At 52.2% G+C, this 16,599-nt stretch carries 9 protein-coding genes and 1 tRNA gene; 6 read left to right on the forward strand and 4 right to left on the reverse strand.

The window, feature by feature from the left end:
* Positions 1-78 precede the first annotated feature (78 nt).
* A complete protein-coding gene (locus tag SH449x_RS24090) occupies positions 79-1,734 on the reverse strand; it encodes a serine/threonine protein kinase (protein ID WP_482378627.1) in 1,656 nt (551 codons plus the stop codon).
* A gap of 388 nt (positions 1,735-2,122) precedes the next feature.
* Here SH449x_RS24090 and SH449x_RS24095 point away from each other — a divergent pair, with 388 nt between their 5' ends.
* On the forward strand, positions 2,123-2,635 hold the full coding sequence (locus tag SH449x_RS24095; RefSeq protein ID WP_482378628.1) for a hypothetical protein: 513 nt from the start codon (positions 2,123-2,125) through the stop codon (positions 2,633-2,635).
* A 132-nt stretch (positions 2,636-2,767) separates the two neighbouring features.
* A complete protein-coding gene (locus SH449x_RS24100) occupies positions 2,768-4,240 on the forward strand; it encodes an aldehyde dehydrogenase family protein (protein WP_482378629.1) in 1,473 nt (490 codons plus the stop codon).
* Between the two features lie 310 nt (positions 4,241-4,550).
* Here the strand turns inward: SH449x_RS24100 and SH449x_RS24105 are convergent.
* Positions 4,551-4,624 (reverse strand) — tRNA-Asp (locus SH449x_RS24105).
* A gap of 195 nt (positions 4,625-4,819) precedes the next feature.
* On the reverse strand, positions 4,820-6,295 hold the full coding sequence (locus SH449x_RS24110) for an outer membrane protein assembly factor BamB family protein (protein ID WP_482378630.1): 1,476 nt from the start codon (positions 6,293-6,295) through the stop codon (positions 4,820-4,822).
* 121 nt (positions 6,296-6,416) lie between these two features.
* On the opposite strand from SH449x_RS24110, the gene mnmG reads away from it, so the two are divergent.
* From mnmG to SH449x_RS24130, 4 genes are all read left to right on the forward strand, one after another.
* Positions 6,417-8,279, forward strand: coding sequence for a tRNA uridine-5-carboxymethylaminomethyl(34) synthesis enzyme MnmG (gene mnmG / locus SH449x_RS24115; protein WP_482378631.1), 1,863 nt, complete (start codon positions 6,417-6,419; stop codon positions 8,277-8,279).
* A 186-nt stretch (positions 8,280-8,465) separates the two neighbouring features.
* Positions 8,466-9,422, forward strand: a complete 957-nt coding sequence (locus SH449x_RS24120; protein WP_482378632.1) for an RNase H family protein — start codon at positions 8,466-8,468, stop codon at positions 9,420-9,422.
* 110 nt (positions 9,423-9,532) lie between these two features.
* On the forward strand, positions 9,533-11,803 hold the full coding sequence (glgB, locus tag SH449x_RS24125) for a 1,4-alpha-glucan branching protein GlgB (protein WP_482378633.1): 2,271 nt from the start codon (positions 9,533-9,535) through the stop codon (positions 11,801-11,803).
* Positions 11,804-11,845: 42 nt separating this feature from the next.
* Positions 11,846-12,652, forward strand: a complete 807-nt coding sequence (locus SH449x_RS24130; RefSeq protein ID WP_482378634.1) for a WecB/TagA/CpsF family glycosyltransferase — start codon at positions 11,846-11,848, stop codon at positions 12,650-12,652.
* Positions 12,653-12,812: 160 nt separating this feature from the next.
* Here SH449x_RS24130 and metH read toward each other — a convergent pair whose 3' ends face one another.
* On the reverse strand, positions 12,813-16,514 hold the full coding sequence (gene metH, locus SH449x_RS24135; protein ID WP_482378635.1) for a methionine synthase: 3,702 nt from the start codon (positions 16,512-16,514) through the stop codon (positions 12,813-12,815).
* Positions 16,515-16,599 lie beyond the last annotated feature (85 nt).

Raw genomic sequence — 16,599 nt, forward strand, 5'->3', positions numbered from 1 at the left:
TAGTAGCTGGTAACACTAGGGTAGAGAAGCCTCCTCCCTACCATTGTACTCAAAGAATCCTAGATCGCAGGAATTCGGCTAGTTCATGGATATGAGAATACCAATGACGACAGCGGCCAGGACTACCGCAGCGACAACTGCCCCAATAAGTATAGGAAGATTGGAATTAGCCCCGGTCTTTCTTCCCGAAGAGTTAGCAGAATTGGTTGGAGCGCCGCCCCTGGCTGGAGCAGTAACTGAAATCGGTTGTGCAGATGCGGATTTCTGAGAGGACGATGTTTTCGGCAAAGGTTTGCCTTTTTGGGAACTCGGTTGCTGCGGCGACGGTTTGGGCTTAGATGTGTCGCCCTGAAATGGCTTATTAAGAGGAGAGTCGCTCTTTCCTGCACCGCTCGATCGATTCAATGGAGACTCAGCGCGAGCGATAGCTTGACTTTTAGATTTGCTCACGTTCGGGGAATTCGAGTCATGGACAAGGTCAATTTTGCTATCGATCGAGGAGGCTTCACTCCTGGCGATCGCGCGAAGCACACCGCTATCTGAAGTCGACAGTTTGACGATTCCACTCGAACGGCCTGTTCTCCCCCCCATGGTCCCGTCGCCGCGGTTGTTGACCGTGTCCACATCGCGACTGAATTTGGTTTTATTGGACAACACGTCCATTACAGTAAACTCGGGAAGATTTGGGTTCTCCTGCCGATATTTGGCGAGCCAGCCCTCGAGAACCTCTGCCACCTGGATGCAATCAGCATAACGAAACCTAGGATCTTTTTGCATCATCTTGACGCATACGCCGTCGAGTTCACCTGGGCAATCAGGACGATCCTTGCGAATATCCTGCGGCATCTCGTTCTGGTGTTTGATGATGCGACTGGCAATGCTGCCCTCAGGGAACGGAGGATGCCCCGTTAGAAGAAAGTACAGCGTGCAACCAAGCCCGTACATGTCCGCTCGATGGTCGACCTTGTGACTGTTAATCGCCTGTTCGGGGGCTAGGTAATCCGCCGTACCGAGCACCTTGTCGTTGTACTCCATGGTGAGGGATGCGTCGGTTTCATCTGCGAATAAAGCGAGCCCCAAGTCGAGGATTTTTACCGTGCCGGATTTATTGACCAGCAAATTGGCTGGTTTAACATCTCGGTGCACCAAACCGGATTGATGAGCATTATGGAGACCGCGAGCGGCCTGAGCGATGTAATCCGCTGCGACTTCGAATGGCAGCGGCCCATGCTTTTTGACGAGGGTCTGCATATCAGCCCCCTCGACATATTCCATGACGATGTAATGTGTGTCTTTTTCGTTATCGATATCGAACGCACGAACAATATTGGGGTGGTTGAGACCGGCGATGGCTTCTGCTTCTCGTCGGAATCGCTCGAGGTAACTATTGTTACCCAATTTCGACTTGGGCAGTACCTTGATGGCCCGCTTGTGTTTCATCACCACATGTTCGGCAAGATAGACACTGCTCATCCCGCCACTCCCCAAGTGCCCAAGGAGTTTATGCTTTCCAAGGAAGAACCCTTTGTACTTACCTTGCAGTACCTTCTCAGATTGCCAGCGGGTAATTAACCCCATTTCCTCCAGTTCTTTGCAGACCAGAACCGGGTCGTCGGGGAGGGTCCCTTGATGATTGGCTCTTATGGTGCTGAACGCTTCTGCCAGTTGCTGCGGTTCCGCAAGCCGACTCTTTTCGAGCAACTCTTGAATTCGTTCCGCTGTTATTTGCGTCATGCCGATCGTCCGCACTGAAAATGGACCCAGGACCCAAATTCGATCCATTGGAAGCGGATCGTTTGGCTCTACAAATTGGCAAGGTTATCGGCAGATTCATTTCGTACCGCGGGGTAACCTGCTCGAGCGCTATCCTAAGTGTAATGAAAATTTCAAACTAGAAAATCTACTTACCCAGACGAACAGCAACTTTTCATGAATCCTAGATCCCCCAAAAAGGAGGGGATTATTCGCCATTGAATCCAAGAAACGCCCCAGATGAAGGATGCTTTGGTTGAAAATTGACCTTCCCCCAGCTTCGCTATCTTGCTATCCCCACACTTTAACTTTTCCCCGCGAATCTTGGCATTTTTCCGAAAACACAGAACTGCACTGCGTTGCCCCGTTCATGAACGACCAACAGTCCAACTTGATCTCGCAAAAGACGTTGTGGGGACTTCGTGTCGCGATATGCTGTATTTTTCTACTTTTCCCCGCCACGGGTTGCCAGCGTATGCCGTGGCCTGGAAGCCAACAAGCCAGACAGTTCCAGGCCGATAGCGAGCGTCTACTCGGAGAATTTCGAGCCCAAAAGAAGCGGGCGGATGAGCTTGCAGCCAGAAACCAACAACTCGAAGCGAGGCTCGCGGAAAGCGAAAAATCACTTGCGAGGCAAAATCTCCAATCTCTTTCGCAATCAGGAGGGGCTTCGTCGCGGAACAATCGAAACCGACGCTCTGAGGACTCGCAGAGCCGACTTTTTGTTGGCCCTTCGGAGGAAGACTCTGGATTGCCCGATGCCCCACCCAGCATTTCCGGACTGCTGACTTCCGGAGGCGGATTTTCGAATCCATCCGGACGATCTCCTGAGATGCCAGCTGGCAAGGACTCGCCGCAATGGCGACCGGTTCGGCGAAACTAGATCCCACCTAGCCACGTATCCAACTAGCTGCGTATCCAATATGGTACAATAGAAACGCGATGCGAATTCGAATTTCATGAACGATTCGTATCGCTCCAGGATTCAATCTTCCCTCTCATTCCGGAGAATGAAATGGCAACTGTTACAGAAACCATTCGCCCACCAAAAGTTCGACACACCGAGTGCTTTATCGACGGACAATGGCGTCCTGCTCTATCAGGCAAAACCTTTGAGACTGTTAACCCCGCAACGGAAGAAGTGATCTGTGAAGTGGCTGAAGGGGACAAGGAGGATGTCGACGCTGCTGTAAAAGCTGCACGGCATGCACTAGAGAGTGGACCTTGGAGCCGTATGGATGCTCGCGATCGCGGTCGCTGCATGTACCGACTCGCTGACTTGATCGAGCAAGATATCGACGAACTAGCGGCTCTCGAGACTTTGGATAACGGCAAACCGATCCGCGAATCTCGCAATGCCGACTTGCCACTCGTTATTGACTGCTTGCGCTACTATGCAGGATTCGCCGACAAAATCCAGGGCGCCACTATTCCCGTACGAGGCAATTACTTCACGTACACCAGGCGGGAGCCTGTTGGCGTAGCCGGCCAAATCATCCCTTGGAATTTTCCAATGCTCATGGTGGCTTGGAAATGGGGACCAGCCTTGGCCGCCGGCTGCACGATCGTCATGAAGCCCGCCGAACAAACCCCGCTGTCGTGTTTACGTCTCGCACAACTGGCCAAAGAAGCGGGCATACCCGACGGTGTAATTAACGTCGTACCGGGTTACGGCCCCACAGCCGGAGCAGCTTTGGTCAAACATCCCGGTGTTGACAAGATCGCGTTCACCGGCGAACACCGCACTGCACAGATCATTATGCGCGAGGCATCGGACACACTAAAGCGATTGACGTTTGAACTAGGTGGCAAGAGCCCCAATGTTGTCATGAATGATGCGGATCTCGATAAGGCTGCACAAGGTGCCTACATTGGGCTGTTCCTAAACCAAGGCCAATGCTGTTGTGCGGGATCAAGAGTGTTTGTGCACAAAGATGTTCACGAAGCCTTTGTCGAGAAGCTTCAGCGACTCGCCCAAAACCGACGGGTCGGGAACCCTTTCTCAACGGAAACGGAGCAAGGCCCACAGATTGACAAAGCTCAATTCGACAAGATCATGAGCTATATCGAAAAGGGACACAACGAAGGTGCAAAGTGTGTGGCAGGTGGCGACCGCGCGGGCGACGTTGGATACTTTGTGCAACCGACCGTTTTCGACGGCGTGAGCGATTCGATGTCGATCGCAACAGACGAAATTTTTGGACCAGTCATGTCGATTTTGAAGTTCGATGATTGGGAAGATCTGATCCGTCGAGCCAATCAGACTTTCTACGGCTTAGCGGCAGCCATTTGGACTCGCGACATCTCCAAAGCACACCAGTTCGCAAAGCGAGTACGAGCAGGTACGGTTTGGGTGAACTGCTACGATGTCTTCGATGCAGCAGCACCGTTCGGCGGCTTCAAGATGAGCGGTCAAGGTCGCGAGCTGGGCGAAGAAGGTCTCAAAGCCTACACCGAATGCAAGACGGTCACGGTAAACTTGGACTGACCATTACCCAGCCTTGCCGACATCACAGCTAAGTCGTTCGAGCACCTCGCCAACATCGTAAAGAGCCACCTCGCCACGCCAGGTGTGCAGGCTCTAGAAGACAAGTTGGGAATTCATGATATGGGCGTAAGCGATGGAACGATTCCGGAAGCGGAATGCTGACACTGTCGAGCCCCAAAAAGATCAGCCCCAAAAAGATCAAGCGGGCCCCCTCAAAAAAAAATCAGGCCAATTCAAAGATGCTGGTTTTTGCAGCAACAACTTTGAATTAGCCTGATTTTCTAAACTTAGCCTGATTTTCTAAACAAAGCGAGGTCGACGGGTCTCGAACCCGCAACCTCCGGATCGACAGTCCGGTGCTCTAACCAATTGAGCTACGACCCCTCGCATGAGTGTGAAGAGGATTATAGCCCAGCCCTCGTGCACTGCAAGCGCACTTGGGATAGTCTCCAAACGAAAATTTTCGAAGAGCCGCGTGGCTTTCGTTCTGTAGCTGTCGGGATAAGTTTGACGATTTTTCGAGTCCTGGTTACCGTCGAGGATCGCGTTTGTGGTTCTATTGTCGAATGACGGCACCGATCACGGTAACTTGATACAGATGAGGTGCTCCATGGTCCGGACCAGGATGCTATCCCCTACAAACGCGAGCGAAGCGTTGATTGACTCTCCCAAGGTGTTTTCTGATAGTAGCTCGAGCGTTTCTGTGTCGTAGACTTGCGTTCGCCCGGTTGTATCGGTGACGAAAAGCTTGCCGTCCGCCCCCCCCAACGAAGCAAATACATCCCCCATGGCATACAGGCGGATGGGCTCTTTTAGCAGTTGCCCCGAAGCCGGATCGATAACCGTCAGGGTCTTGCTGTTCTCACTAAAAAGAAAAAGTTTGTTGTCATACAAGCAGGGACTCGGTACGTAAGGAGTGTTCTTTTTCAAAGTCCATCTTACAAATTCCGAGTTTTCCCCGACGGGCCCATTTGCCTCCAACGAGATTGCGAAACAAGCCCAGCCCCGCAAACCAGACGTAACAAATACCAGGTCATTGTGTACAAGCGGCGTCGGAATCGCTTGTTCGGTTTGCCCGGGACATGCCCAAAGCAGTTCTCCCGTTTCCAGTTTATAGCTCCGGACAGTTTTGCCACTCACGATAACCTGACGTTTGCCGTTATGCTCGACGACAACGGGAGTGGCCCAGTTGGTGCCTTCGGGACGGTATGTCTTCCACTGTAGATAGCCATTCCTGGCATTGAGAGCAATCAGGCATGACTCCCCCTCGTGATCCCAGGGGACGATAAGGTAGTTTTCAAATAAGGCCGGACTAGCTCCCTCACCAAAAGAGCCTATGGTCTGCATGCGCCCTTGCGCGAATCGCCACTTAAGGTTCCCGTTCATATCCAAGCAGAAAACGCCACGCGATCCAAAGAAAGCGTAGATATGCTCACCGTCTGTCAGGGGCGAGGAGGAGGAAAAGCTGTTAGTGAAGTGACATGGTTCGTGGGGTAGTTGGCGGAGCACCTCGGTCTCCCATCTTTTGCTTCCCGTGCTCAAATCGTAGGACACCACCAAAAATCGAAGTCTCTGAGTCGCTCGAGTCAGCTTCTGGGACTCATTGTACTGATCTTGCTCTTTCGCTCTGGATCGGCTTACCGATTGCGGTATTCCAAAATTGGAAAGAATAATTGGCTCTGTATCCAAATCCAAGAATTCAGGCTCAAAATTCGATTCCGGCCCAATCTCCTCGGCAGTCAGTACGATCACTTGATCTCCCCAAACCAGCGGTGTGGAGGAGCCTCTGCCAGGAACCCTGATCCTCCAAGCAATGTTGGTATTCGCATCCCAACTGACCGGCGGCTTGGCCGTCAGGCTAGTTCCGTTGCCATAGGGACCTCGCCAATTCGGCCACTGGGACTCTCGCCAGTTCTCCGCTGAGGACAGGTCCGCAATGTCGGCCATTGGAGAGTCCTGTTGTGCATGCAACTGATACCCGATCGCTTGGAGGCAAACAAAGAGTACGGCCAACCGATCCCTCCAATGCGAGATCGGTCTATGGAGAATCTGCATGTCAAAAATTAATCCTGTTGCGAGCTGCCTATACTGCAAAACAGCCTCTGCAACACTTTCGCGATGACGGGGCTCTGCCTATAGTTTGATGGGAAACTAGTTTAGCGGAAAAATACTGTTTATGAACCAATACGAATACGACCTTATTATTGTAGGAGCCGGACACGCGGGCACAGAGGCAGCAGCAGCGGCGGCACGGCTCGGCGCTCGGGTAGCCCTTTTGACCGGAAATCTTGATACGGTCGGCCAGATGAGCTGCAATCCCGCTATCGGAGGAGTAGCAAAGGGGCAAATCGTACGTGAAATCGATGCCCTCGGTGGACTCATGGGGGAAACCATCGATAAAACCGGGATCCAATTCCGCATGCTCAATAGCAGAAAAGGTCCTGCCATGCACTCCCCACGTGCTCAAGCGGACAAAAAAGCTTACCAATTCGAAATCAAACGGGTCATTGAAGAGACGCCCGGCCTAGATCTTCGCCAGGAGCTAGTGGAATCGATTTTGACCGAACCTGAGGTCTCGGACTCGGGGTTCGTGCGTCGGGTCATGGGTGTGAAAGTTCGCGGTGATGCCGTTTATCGTGCTCCAGCCGTCGTGTTGACCACGGGCACATTTCTTCAAGCGGTCATGCATACAGGAGAGGCCAGAACGCCGGGCGGCCGTGCTGGCGAGGGGACTTCTTCGGGAATCAGTTCGTCGCTTGCATCCCTGGGCTTTCGTATTGAACGCTTCAAAACAGGGACACCAGCACGTCTGAATAGCCGAACGATCGACTTCTCCAAAACGGAGTTGCAGCCGGGAGATCCCGATCCTCAGCCTTTTTCGTTTATGACGGACCGGCTGCCCGAGCCCCAAGTTCCTTGCTGGATCACGTTTACCAACGAAGCCGTACACAATCTTATTCGGGAAAATCTTCACCGAGCTCCGATGTACTCAGGGCAGATCCAGTCGACAGGGCCACGCTATTGCCCCTCGATCGAAGATAAAGTGGTCCGTTTCGCAGATAAAGACAGGCATCAGCTCTTTCTGGAGCCAGAGGGGCGAAATACGAACGAGGTCTACGTGAACGGCATTTCAACGTCTTTGCCTCGCGATGTTCAAGATCGCATGTTGCGTTTAGTTCCAGGATTGGAAAATGCCCAAATCATGCGGTATGGCTATGCTGTCGAGTACGATTTCTGCCCGCCGGACCAACTGTACCCTTGGCTCGAGACTAAGAGCGTTTCGGGACTCTACTTTGCTGGCCAGCTCAACGGAACCACAGGCTATGAAGAAGCTGCCGCGCAAGGTTTGATCGCCGGTGCGAGTGCGGCTCTGAAATTGCAAGGCAAAGATGGTCTAGTGCTGTCGCGGGACGCCGCCTACATGGGTGTTCTGGTAGATGATCTGGTCACCTGCGGGGTAGATGAGCCTTATCGCATGTTTACCAGCCGCGCCGAGTACAGAATGGTGCTTCGCCAAGACAACGCAGACCGCCGGCTAACAGAGCTCGGTTATCGCACTGGATTGGTTGGAGAAGCTCGCTATCAACGCTTTCAAACCAAACTCCAACAAATCCAAGAAGCTCACAAAGCCGTCACCAAACTGCGAATCGGTGATGTACCAGGAGACAAATACTTTCGCCGCCCCGAAGTGACGTGGGCGGAGATGGTGGGCAGATTTCCTGCAGAGCTGTCTTGCTACCCGTCCGAAGTCGCACAACAAGTGGAATTCGATATCAAGTATTCCGGATATGTGGCACGCCAACAGATCCAGGTGGAACGACAGAATCGAATGTCCGACAAGGCGATTCCTCGCGATTTCGATTATGCGATTATCACGAGCTTGCGAGCCGAAGCGAAACAAAAACTAGGCAAGGTACGTCCTGTCAACCTCGACCAGGCGAGCCGGATCAGTGGCATCACCCCAGCCGATATTAGTCTCGTTCTCGCTTACATTGAGAATCCTCGTTTGCAACGGTCTAAAGCGCCCGATGCCATTTAAGCAGGCCAGGCCGACAAAGAGTTCAATAAAAATTCCGAAGCATCTGTAGGCGTTAAATCGTGCGCGATCGGTTTGTTGCGAATAGGCCGTCGACTTTCTCCAGGAAATTAACTTTCGTTCACCACCAAACTCAAGTTCACCGCGCACTGTTGATCGTCTTTGGTCCCAGTTCAGGAATGCTGAGTGATGAACGCTGTATTACCATACTACTTACTCTTCTGCGATGGAAATATTCCTACCGCAGAAAATGCAAACTCATCCGGTTTGCCTAAGAGTTCGGGGCGATGGAAGTTCGTATTGGAACACTTGGAATCTGGTGAAAAGTTCGAAGCCTGCGACAAAGAGATTGGAGCATCACCAGATCGAACGGCCTTGATCGCCGTCCTAAGAGGACTAGAAGCACTGGAGCAACCGAGCCGCGTCACTTTGGTAACGACCAGTCGATATGTCTTTCGAGGCCTGCAGTATGGACTCACCGAATGGCGGGCAAACAACTATAGCTGGGAGCATTTCGGGTCGGTCCAACCCATTCGCAACGCTGATATCTGGCGACGCATCGATCGAACTCTGTCTTTTCACAAAGTACAGTGCCGCTGGATTTCCCATGACCAGCAAGAAGATGCACCTGAGCGAGAGCCGCCTCCCCCAGCTGTTGTCGACCACCCACTCGAGGATCAACACGATATCGAGCACCACGAAGAAGCCCAAACAAAGGAAATAACCGGTCAAGCAGTCGCTATGACTAACCGCTCCGAAACGGCTCAGAAAGAGCCACAGCCTATGGTCTACAAAGACTCATGTGCCAGTGCATGCCGCGTTTCCGTCACATCACGGGTTTCCCATACAGTCCCTACTAACTACGGAATCGAAGAAGTTGAGAAGATCGAGGCTTCAGATTCCGAACATGCAAACCAACGGGACGGTCGTTGCATCGCCCCCCCAAAGATGGTTCGCATCGATTCCCCACGTGTTGCCCCCGACACAAACGCAGATCGAACCACTCCCAAACCCAAATTTCTTGGCCGATTCCGGACCATGAAAAACAGGGTTTGGAGTTCGATTATGAAGCTGGATGAAGAAATCGAGGGGTATCTTCGCTGCCTGCTTCTCATGGAACCACGTCCTCCCCGACGTGAAAACTGATTTTTCGCTTGTATCCGTTGGACAGGTGGGTTTCGGCCTGCCCCCGCGTTTGCAGAGCACCTTGGGCATACTCCTTTCGTACTCAATTCGATATAACATTTGGAGAAAACGTGCATACACAGATTCCACTAAGTTCGCTGAGCAACATCCTCGATGGTGTTCACTCCGATCCACGCGGGATTTTGGGGCCTCACCCCATTCAAACAAATGGCCGCAAAGCAATCGCTGTTCGGGGTTATTTTCCCGGCAAGGATCAAGCGTGGTTGGTGGATCACTCGAACAAAGCAGTCCGTCCCATGAGACGGATCCACCCCTCTGGTTTGTTCGAAGGTGTCATGCCCCAAGTCAACTTCAACCCTAATAGCGGTCCTTCGTCCGGCAGCATTACCAACAACATTTCAAGCAGTATCCCAAACAGTATCCCAAACTACAGCATTCGGCTCGCCAATCCAGACGGAAAAATCATCGACATGAAAGATCCCTATTCAGTACCGAGTTTCTTAACGGACTTTGACCGTTATCTTTTCAACTCGGGGAAGCATTGGAAGATTTACGAAAAGCTCGGGTCACACTGTCGCGAGATCGATGGTGAGAAAGGGGTGAACTTTGCCGTCTGGGCTCCCAACGCCCAAAGCGTGCAAGTCGTTGGAGACTTCAACCATTGGGATGGGCGTTCCCACGCGATGCAGAAACAGATTCCGAGCGGGATTTGGGAGCTGTTCGTTCCTCACATCGGCGACGGCCAAAAGTACAAATACCGAGTTCGAATGGCGAGCGGCGAGGTGGTGGACAAGACCGATCCGTTCGGCGTAGCTGCCGAGCTCCCACCTCGAACGGCTTCCGTCGTTTGCAGCTTGGACAAGCATACATGGGAAGACGGCGACTGGATGCACCGAAGACGATCAGAGAACCAACTCGAAAAACCCATGTCGGTTTACGAAGTGCATTTGGGATCTTGGAAGAAATGCGAGGGGGGCGTTCACGGCTGGATGAACTACCGTGACATCGCGCACCAACTGGTCCAATACTGTAAAGAAATGGGCTTTACACACGTCGAACTGATGCCCGTTTCTGAGCATCCGTTCACAGGCTCCTGGGGCTATCAAACGGTTGGCTATTTTGCAGCCACCAGCCGGTACGGAACGCCAGAAGATTTCATGTACTTCGTAGATCATTGTCACAAAAACAATATCGGAGTCATTCTCGATTGGGTTCCCGCTCACTTCCCCAAGGATGCTCACGGCCTAAGGCAATTCGACGGCTCTGCACTGTACGAGCATGCCGACCCGAGACAAGGAGAGCATCCCGACTGGGGAACGATGATCTTCAACTTTGGCCGAACCGAAGTTCAGAACTTCTTGGTCGCCAATGCACTGTTCTGGCTCGACAAATACCACATCGACGGTCTCCGAGTCGACGCGGTCGCATCAATGCTTTACCTCGATTACTCAAGGAAGGAAGGGGAATGGGTCCCCAATCAATATGGTGGACGTGAGAATCTCGAAGCGATTCACCTCCTGAGAGAATTTAATACCCAAGCTCACTCACAGTACCCGGGCGTCCTCACGATAGCCGAAGAGTCGACAGCTTGGCCGGGCGTTAGCCGCCCCGTGGAGACCGGTGGACTCGGATTCTCCGTGAAGTGGAACATGGGATGGATGAACGATACCCTACGCTACATGCATCACGATCCGATTCACCGTCGGTACCATCACAATGAACTCACGTTCAGCTTGATCTACGCATTCACCGAAAACTTTGCTCTACCTCTTTCCCACGACGAGGTCGTGCACGGAAAGGGAGCCCTCATCGCTCAGATGGAAGGGGATTTATGGCAAAAGTTCGCCAACCTGCGATTACTGTATAGCTACATGTGGACCCACCCAGGCAAAAAGCTTCTCTTCATGGGTAGTGAGATTGCTCAGTGGCACGAGTGGAACTACGACAGTCAGATCCAATGGGATCTGTTGGAGTGGGATACGCACCGAGGAGTTCAGAAGCTCGTCGCTGACCTAAACCACTTGGTCATCCAAGAACCGGCCTTGCATCAAGTGGACTTTTCCGGAGAAGGCTTTGAATGGGTCGATTGCATGAATGCGGATGACAGTATCGTCGGGTACATTCGCAAGGCCAAAGATCCTAATGACTTTTTGCTGGTGGTTTGCAACTTCACTCCAGTCGTTCGCAAGTATCGCATGGGCGTTCCGCGAGCTGGCTACTACCGAGAGATTTTCAATAGCGACTCCTCGCACTACGCAGGAACGAATATCGGCAACTATCCCGGTATCGTAGCCGATGCAAACTTCCCCCATCACGGACGTCCTGCATCAATCGAGCTAAATCTACCACCTCTCGGCGTATCCATTTTTAAGCCTGAGTAACGATACAGGTTCAGCTTACTCGGGTAGTACCATGGGATCCTTATGATCGACCACGGAAAAAAAAGTATTCTGGGCGTTGAGATCAACGCCCTAGATTACGAAGCGGCCACGGAGCGTTTTCTCGACGCAGCGTCCCGGTCGGTCCACTACAACACGACGGCATTAGCCGTTCACGGAGTCATGACCGGTGTATTGGACCTGAATCATCGCTACCGCCTCAATCAGTTTGAAATGGTGGTTCCAGATGGTATGCCCGTCAGGTGGGGACTGAATTGGTTGCATGGAACCATGCTGCCCGATCGGGTCTACGGTCCTACGCTAATGCTGAAGATTTGCCAGGGAGCGGCTGAACGCGGTTTGCCGATATTCTTGTTTGGAAGTGATTCCAAAACACTGGATTTGCTTCAAACGAGGCTAAAGGAAAAGTTTCCCGAATTACAGATCGCTGGAGCGGAGCCGTCTCAATTTCGAAAGCTGACCGATGAGGAATCGGATGATTTGGTCGCTCGCATCCGAGATAGCGGTGCGAAAATGACATTTGCAGGCCTTGGGTGTCCGAGACAAGAGATCTGGGCGTATGAAATGGGAGAACGGTTAGGCATGCCCGTCTTTGCCGTGGGAGCCGCGTTCCCTTTTCATGCAGGTAACTTATCCCAGGCCCCTGGCTGGATGCAAAATGCAGGATTAGAGTGGCTCTTTAGGCTGCTTAGCGAACCGAAGCGGCTGTGGCGTCGCTACATCTACCTTAATCCCGCATATGTGACTCTGCTGATTCTGCAGCGACTACGATTAAAATCATTTCCTTCGAGAGACTTACCAAGCCCCTCGACCCGCGAAAACTTTGGTTAGCTCGCGTCGAGAAGATGTGCTGGGTAGATTGATGGGCGGTGAAGACGCTGGAGTGCTCAACGCAGGGCGATGCCCGTGCGGTTAAACGAAATTGATAGCGTCACTGTGCAAGACATACGGTGACTCCCGCAATGCGACGAGTCTTCGCGAAAAGTCCTTACTAAGCGGTTTCATACCCTAGGTTCGGTGCAAGCCAACGTTCGATCTCGCGAAGAGGCATCCCCTTGCGACGTGCGTACTCCTGAACTTGATCCTGAGTCAATCGATCCACTGCAAAATACCGAGCATTGGGATGACCAAAATAGAATCCACTCACGCTCGCAGCAGGCCACATGGCAAAGGAATCGGTGAGGTTGACGCCGACATTTTCAGGTGCCTGAAGCAATTCGAATAAAATTCGCTTCTCGGTGTGATCTGGACAAGCCGGATAGCCCGGGGCTGGACGTATCCCCCTATACTCTTCTTCGATAAGCTGATCATTGGTAAGATTTTCTTCTAGCCCAAATCCCCATTCCACCCGAGCCTGTTGATGGAGCAACTCGGCAAACGCTTCTGCCAAACGGTCCGCAATCGCTTTGACCATGATGGAATTGTAGTCATCGTGCTGCGCTTCGTAGGCCTTGGCTAACTCCTCAGCTCCATGTCCCGCCGTTACGACAAAAGCACCTATGTAGTCCTCGCGACCACTATCAATCGGAGCGATGTAGTCAGCCAAAGATCGGAAGTCTTTCTGTCCCTTGCGTTCCCATTGCTGTCGCAGGAAATGGAATCTAGTTAGCTCCTTAGCCCGCGATTCATCCGAATACAGAACGATATCATCTCCGTCAGAAGCCGCCGGCCAAAATCCATAAACAGCGTGTGCTTGCAAAGTCTTCTGTGTGATTAGGTCAAACAGCATTTTGTTAGCATCATCGAACAGTTTCTTGGCTTCGCCGCCTACAAACTCATCTTGGAAAATCTTGGGATACTTTCCTTTCAGCTCCCATGCCATAAAGAATGGAGACCAATCGATGTACTTAGCAATCGCTTCGATCGAGTAATCTTTCAGGACACGAAGACCGGTGAACCGTGGCTTGTCTATGCGTACGCTCGACCAGTCCGTATCGAACTTCTTGGCCTTAGCCTCCGCATAGGGAACAAGTTTGACATTTCTTGCTTCATAACTCGCGCGGAGTTCTTCCTGAAGCCTGACGTTGTCGGTCACGAATTTGGCTTTCCCATCCTGACTGCACAGGGATTCAACGACACCAACACTTCGCGATGCATCGAGCACGTGAACAACAGGGTGATCGTAGTAAGGTGCAATCTTGACTGCCGTATGCTTGGCCGACGTCGTTGCTCCACCAATCAAAAGCGGGATATTCATCCCGACCCGTCTCATTTCCTTTGCGACGTGGGTCATCTCGTCGAGACTAGGCGTAATCAACCCAGACAATCCAATCACATCGGCTCCGTGCTTGACCGCTTCCTCAAGAATCTTCTCGCATGAGCACATGACTCCAAGATCAATAACTTGGTAATTGTTACACCCGAGAACAACCCCAACGATATTCTTGCCAATGTCGTGCACGTCCCCTTTGACGGTTGCCATGATAACTTTGCCACGAAATGTTTGACCTTCGATTCCTGCGTCAGATTTTTCTTGCTCCATGAAGGGCTGGAGATAACCAACCGATTTCTTCATAACCCGAGCACTTTTGACGACCTGCGGTAGAAACATCTTGCCTGCACCGAACAGATCACCGACGATACTCATGGCGTCCATTAGGGGCCCCTCGATGATTTGAAGACAGCGGCTGTACTTTTGCCGAGCTACTTCGGTGTCCTCCTCGATAAACTTGTCGATCCCCTGGATCAAGGCATGCCTTAGTCGCTCTTCAACAGGCTTTTCTCGCCACTCCAAGTTCTCCGAAGAGGCCCTCTTTTGTCCGTCACCTTTGACCGTCTCGGCAAAAGCCAACATCCTCTCCGTAGCGTCGGGACGACGATTGAGAAGAACGTCCTCCACTCGCTCGAGCAACTCCTTGGGTATGTCTTCGTAAACCGCTAGCTGTCCCGCATTAACAATCCCCATGTCCATGCCGGCTTGAATAGCATGATACAAAAAGGCAGAATGCATGGCTTCGCGAACAACCTCATTGCCTCGGAAGGAGAAGGAGATGTTGCTCACGCCACCCGAGATTCTCGCGCCAGGGCATTCTCGCTTGATGACGCGGCAGGCATCAATGAAGTTCACGGCGTAGTTGTCGTGCTCTTCGATACCTGTGGCTACCGTGAGAATGTTGGGATCGAAAATGATATCCTGCGGTGGGAAATCGACTTCCTTGGTCAGCAGATCGTAAGCTCGTTTGCAGATGCGAGCCTTTTCGGACGTCTCAGTCGCTTGCCCCTGCTCGTCAAAAGCCATCACCACCGCCGCTGCTCCGTACTGGCGAATCAAACGAGCCTTTCTCAAGAATTCCTCTTCGCCATCCTTGAGGCTAATGCTGTTTACGATTGCTTTACCCTGGACGTTCTGAAGGCCAGCTTCGAGAACTTCCCATTTGGACGAGTCGATCATGACAGGCACACTCGCCGCCACGGAATCGCCAGCAATTAATCGCAAATAACGAGTCATGGCTTCGACGCCGTCGAGCAATGCATCATCCATGTTGATGTCGATAATTACCGCGCCGTTTTCGACCTGCTGCCGAGCTACCTCGACCGCCTCATCGAATTGATTATTTCGAATCAGCTTAGCAAAAGCCCTCGAGCCTGTGACATTTGTTCGTTCGCCGATCATGGTAAACGGTGTCTCGGGTCTCAGGTTTGCTGGCAGTTGCCCACTTAGACGAGTCCAAACGACGGGCTCAGTATCTTTGCGAGGTGCCAAACCGCTGATCCGTTGCGAGATGGCATAGATGTACTCGGGAGTCGTACCACAGCACCCTCCCACGATGTTGAGCCAACCCTCCTTGGCAAAGTCCTCCACGTAGTCTGCCATCTTCGAAGGTGGCAAGTCAAATTGCCCCATCTCATTCGGAAGCCCCGCGTTGGGATGGCACGAGATGGGTACCCCACTGACCTTGGACAACTCCTCGAGGTGAGGTCGCATAATGTCAGGCCCCAACGCACAATTCATGCCGATGGACAAGAGGGGGAAGTGGCTGATGGCGGACCAGAAAGCCTCCACGCTTTGGCCACTCACAAACGTTCGGCCACCCTTGTCAAAAGTACCGCTCACCATCACTGGAACGACTTGCCCTGATTCGCGGAAGTATTCGCTGATCGCAAACAGACATGCCTTCAAGTTCAACGTATCGATAGCAGTCTCGGGCAAAAGTATGTCCACCCCACCCTCAACCAATGCGGCCACTTGGGCTTTGTAACTGTTTACCATGTCATGATAGGTGGTAGGACGCCAGGACGGATCCTCGACCTTGGTACTGATGGCCATTTGCATTGTAGTCGGACCAATACTGCCTGCGACATACAACGAGCGTCCAGTCTTCAGTGAGACTTTATCAGCAGCTTTTCGTGCACAATCGACGGCAGCAAAGTTGATCTCTCGAACCAATTCCAACGGAAGATCGAATTCCACCATCCCAATGGGACTCGCCCCGAACGAATTGGTCTCGACAATGTCGGCACCGGCCTCGAAGTATTCGCGATGAATGTCGGTGATCGCATCGGGATTGGTAATACACAATATGTCGGGGAAGTTTTTGAGGTCCTTGTGGTGTCCTGCGAACCGCTTGCCCCGAACCGCATCTTCGTCCAACTTTAGACGCTGAATCATGGTGCCCATCGCACCATCCAGGATATGGATCTTCTCGCGGATCAAACCCGGAAGCGTTTCGGTCAATTTTTGGGATCGTAACATGAATTCGATCTACTGCTCTAGAAATGAATATTTTCAAGGACTGGGCGGAGCCCAAGGCTAGCCGGACGAAACGCCTCTATTATCC

This window comes from Brakhagea baltica, assembly GCF_052161605.1.
GTDB lineage: Bacteria > Planctomycetota > Planctomycetia > Pirellulales > Pirellulaceae > JBKCUI01.

Bases quoted from the DNA above. Each gene is read 5' to 3' on its own strand.
- SH449x_RS24100 (WP_482378629.1), top strand. From the start codon at position 2,768: ATGGCAACTGTTACAGAAACCATTCGCCCACCAAAAGTTCGACACACC.
- SH449x_RS24120 (WP_482378632.1), top strand. From the start codon at position 8,466: ATGAACGCTGTATTACCATACTACTTACTCTTCTGCGATGGAAATATT.
- metH (WP_482378635.1), bottom strand. From the start codon at position 16,514: ATGTTACGATCCCAAAAATTGACCGAAACGCTTCCGGGTTTGATCCGC.
- SH449x_RS24090 (WP_482378627.1), bottom strand. From the start codon at position 1,734: ATGACGCAAATAACAGCGGAACGAATTCAAGAGTTGCTCGAAAAGAGT.
- SH449x_RS24095 (WP_482378628.1), top strand. From the start codon at position 2,123: ATGAACGACCAACAGTCCAACTTGATCTCGCAAAAGACGTTGTGGGGA.
- SH449x_RS24110 (WP_482378630.1), bottom strand. From the start codon at position 6,295: ATGCAGATTCTCCATAGACCGATCTCGCATTGGAGGGATCGGTTGGCC.
- SH449x_RS24130 (WP_482378634.1), top strand. From the start codon at position 11,846: ATGATCGACCACGGAAAAAAAAGTATTCTGGGCGTTGAGATCAACGCC.
- mnmG (WP_482378631.1), top strand. From the start codon at position 6,417: ATGAACCAATACGAATACGACCTTATTATTGTAGGAGCCGGACACGCG.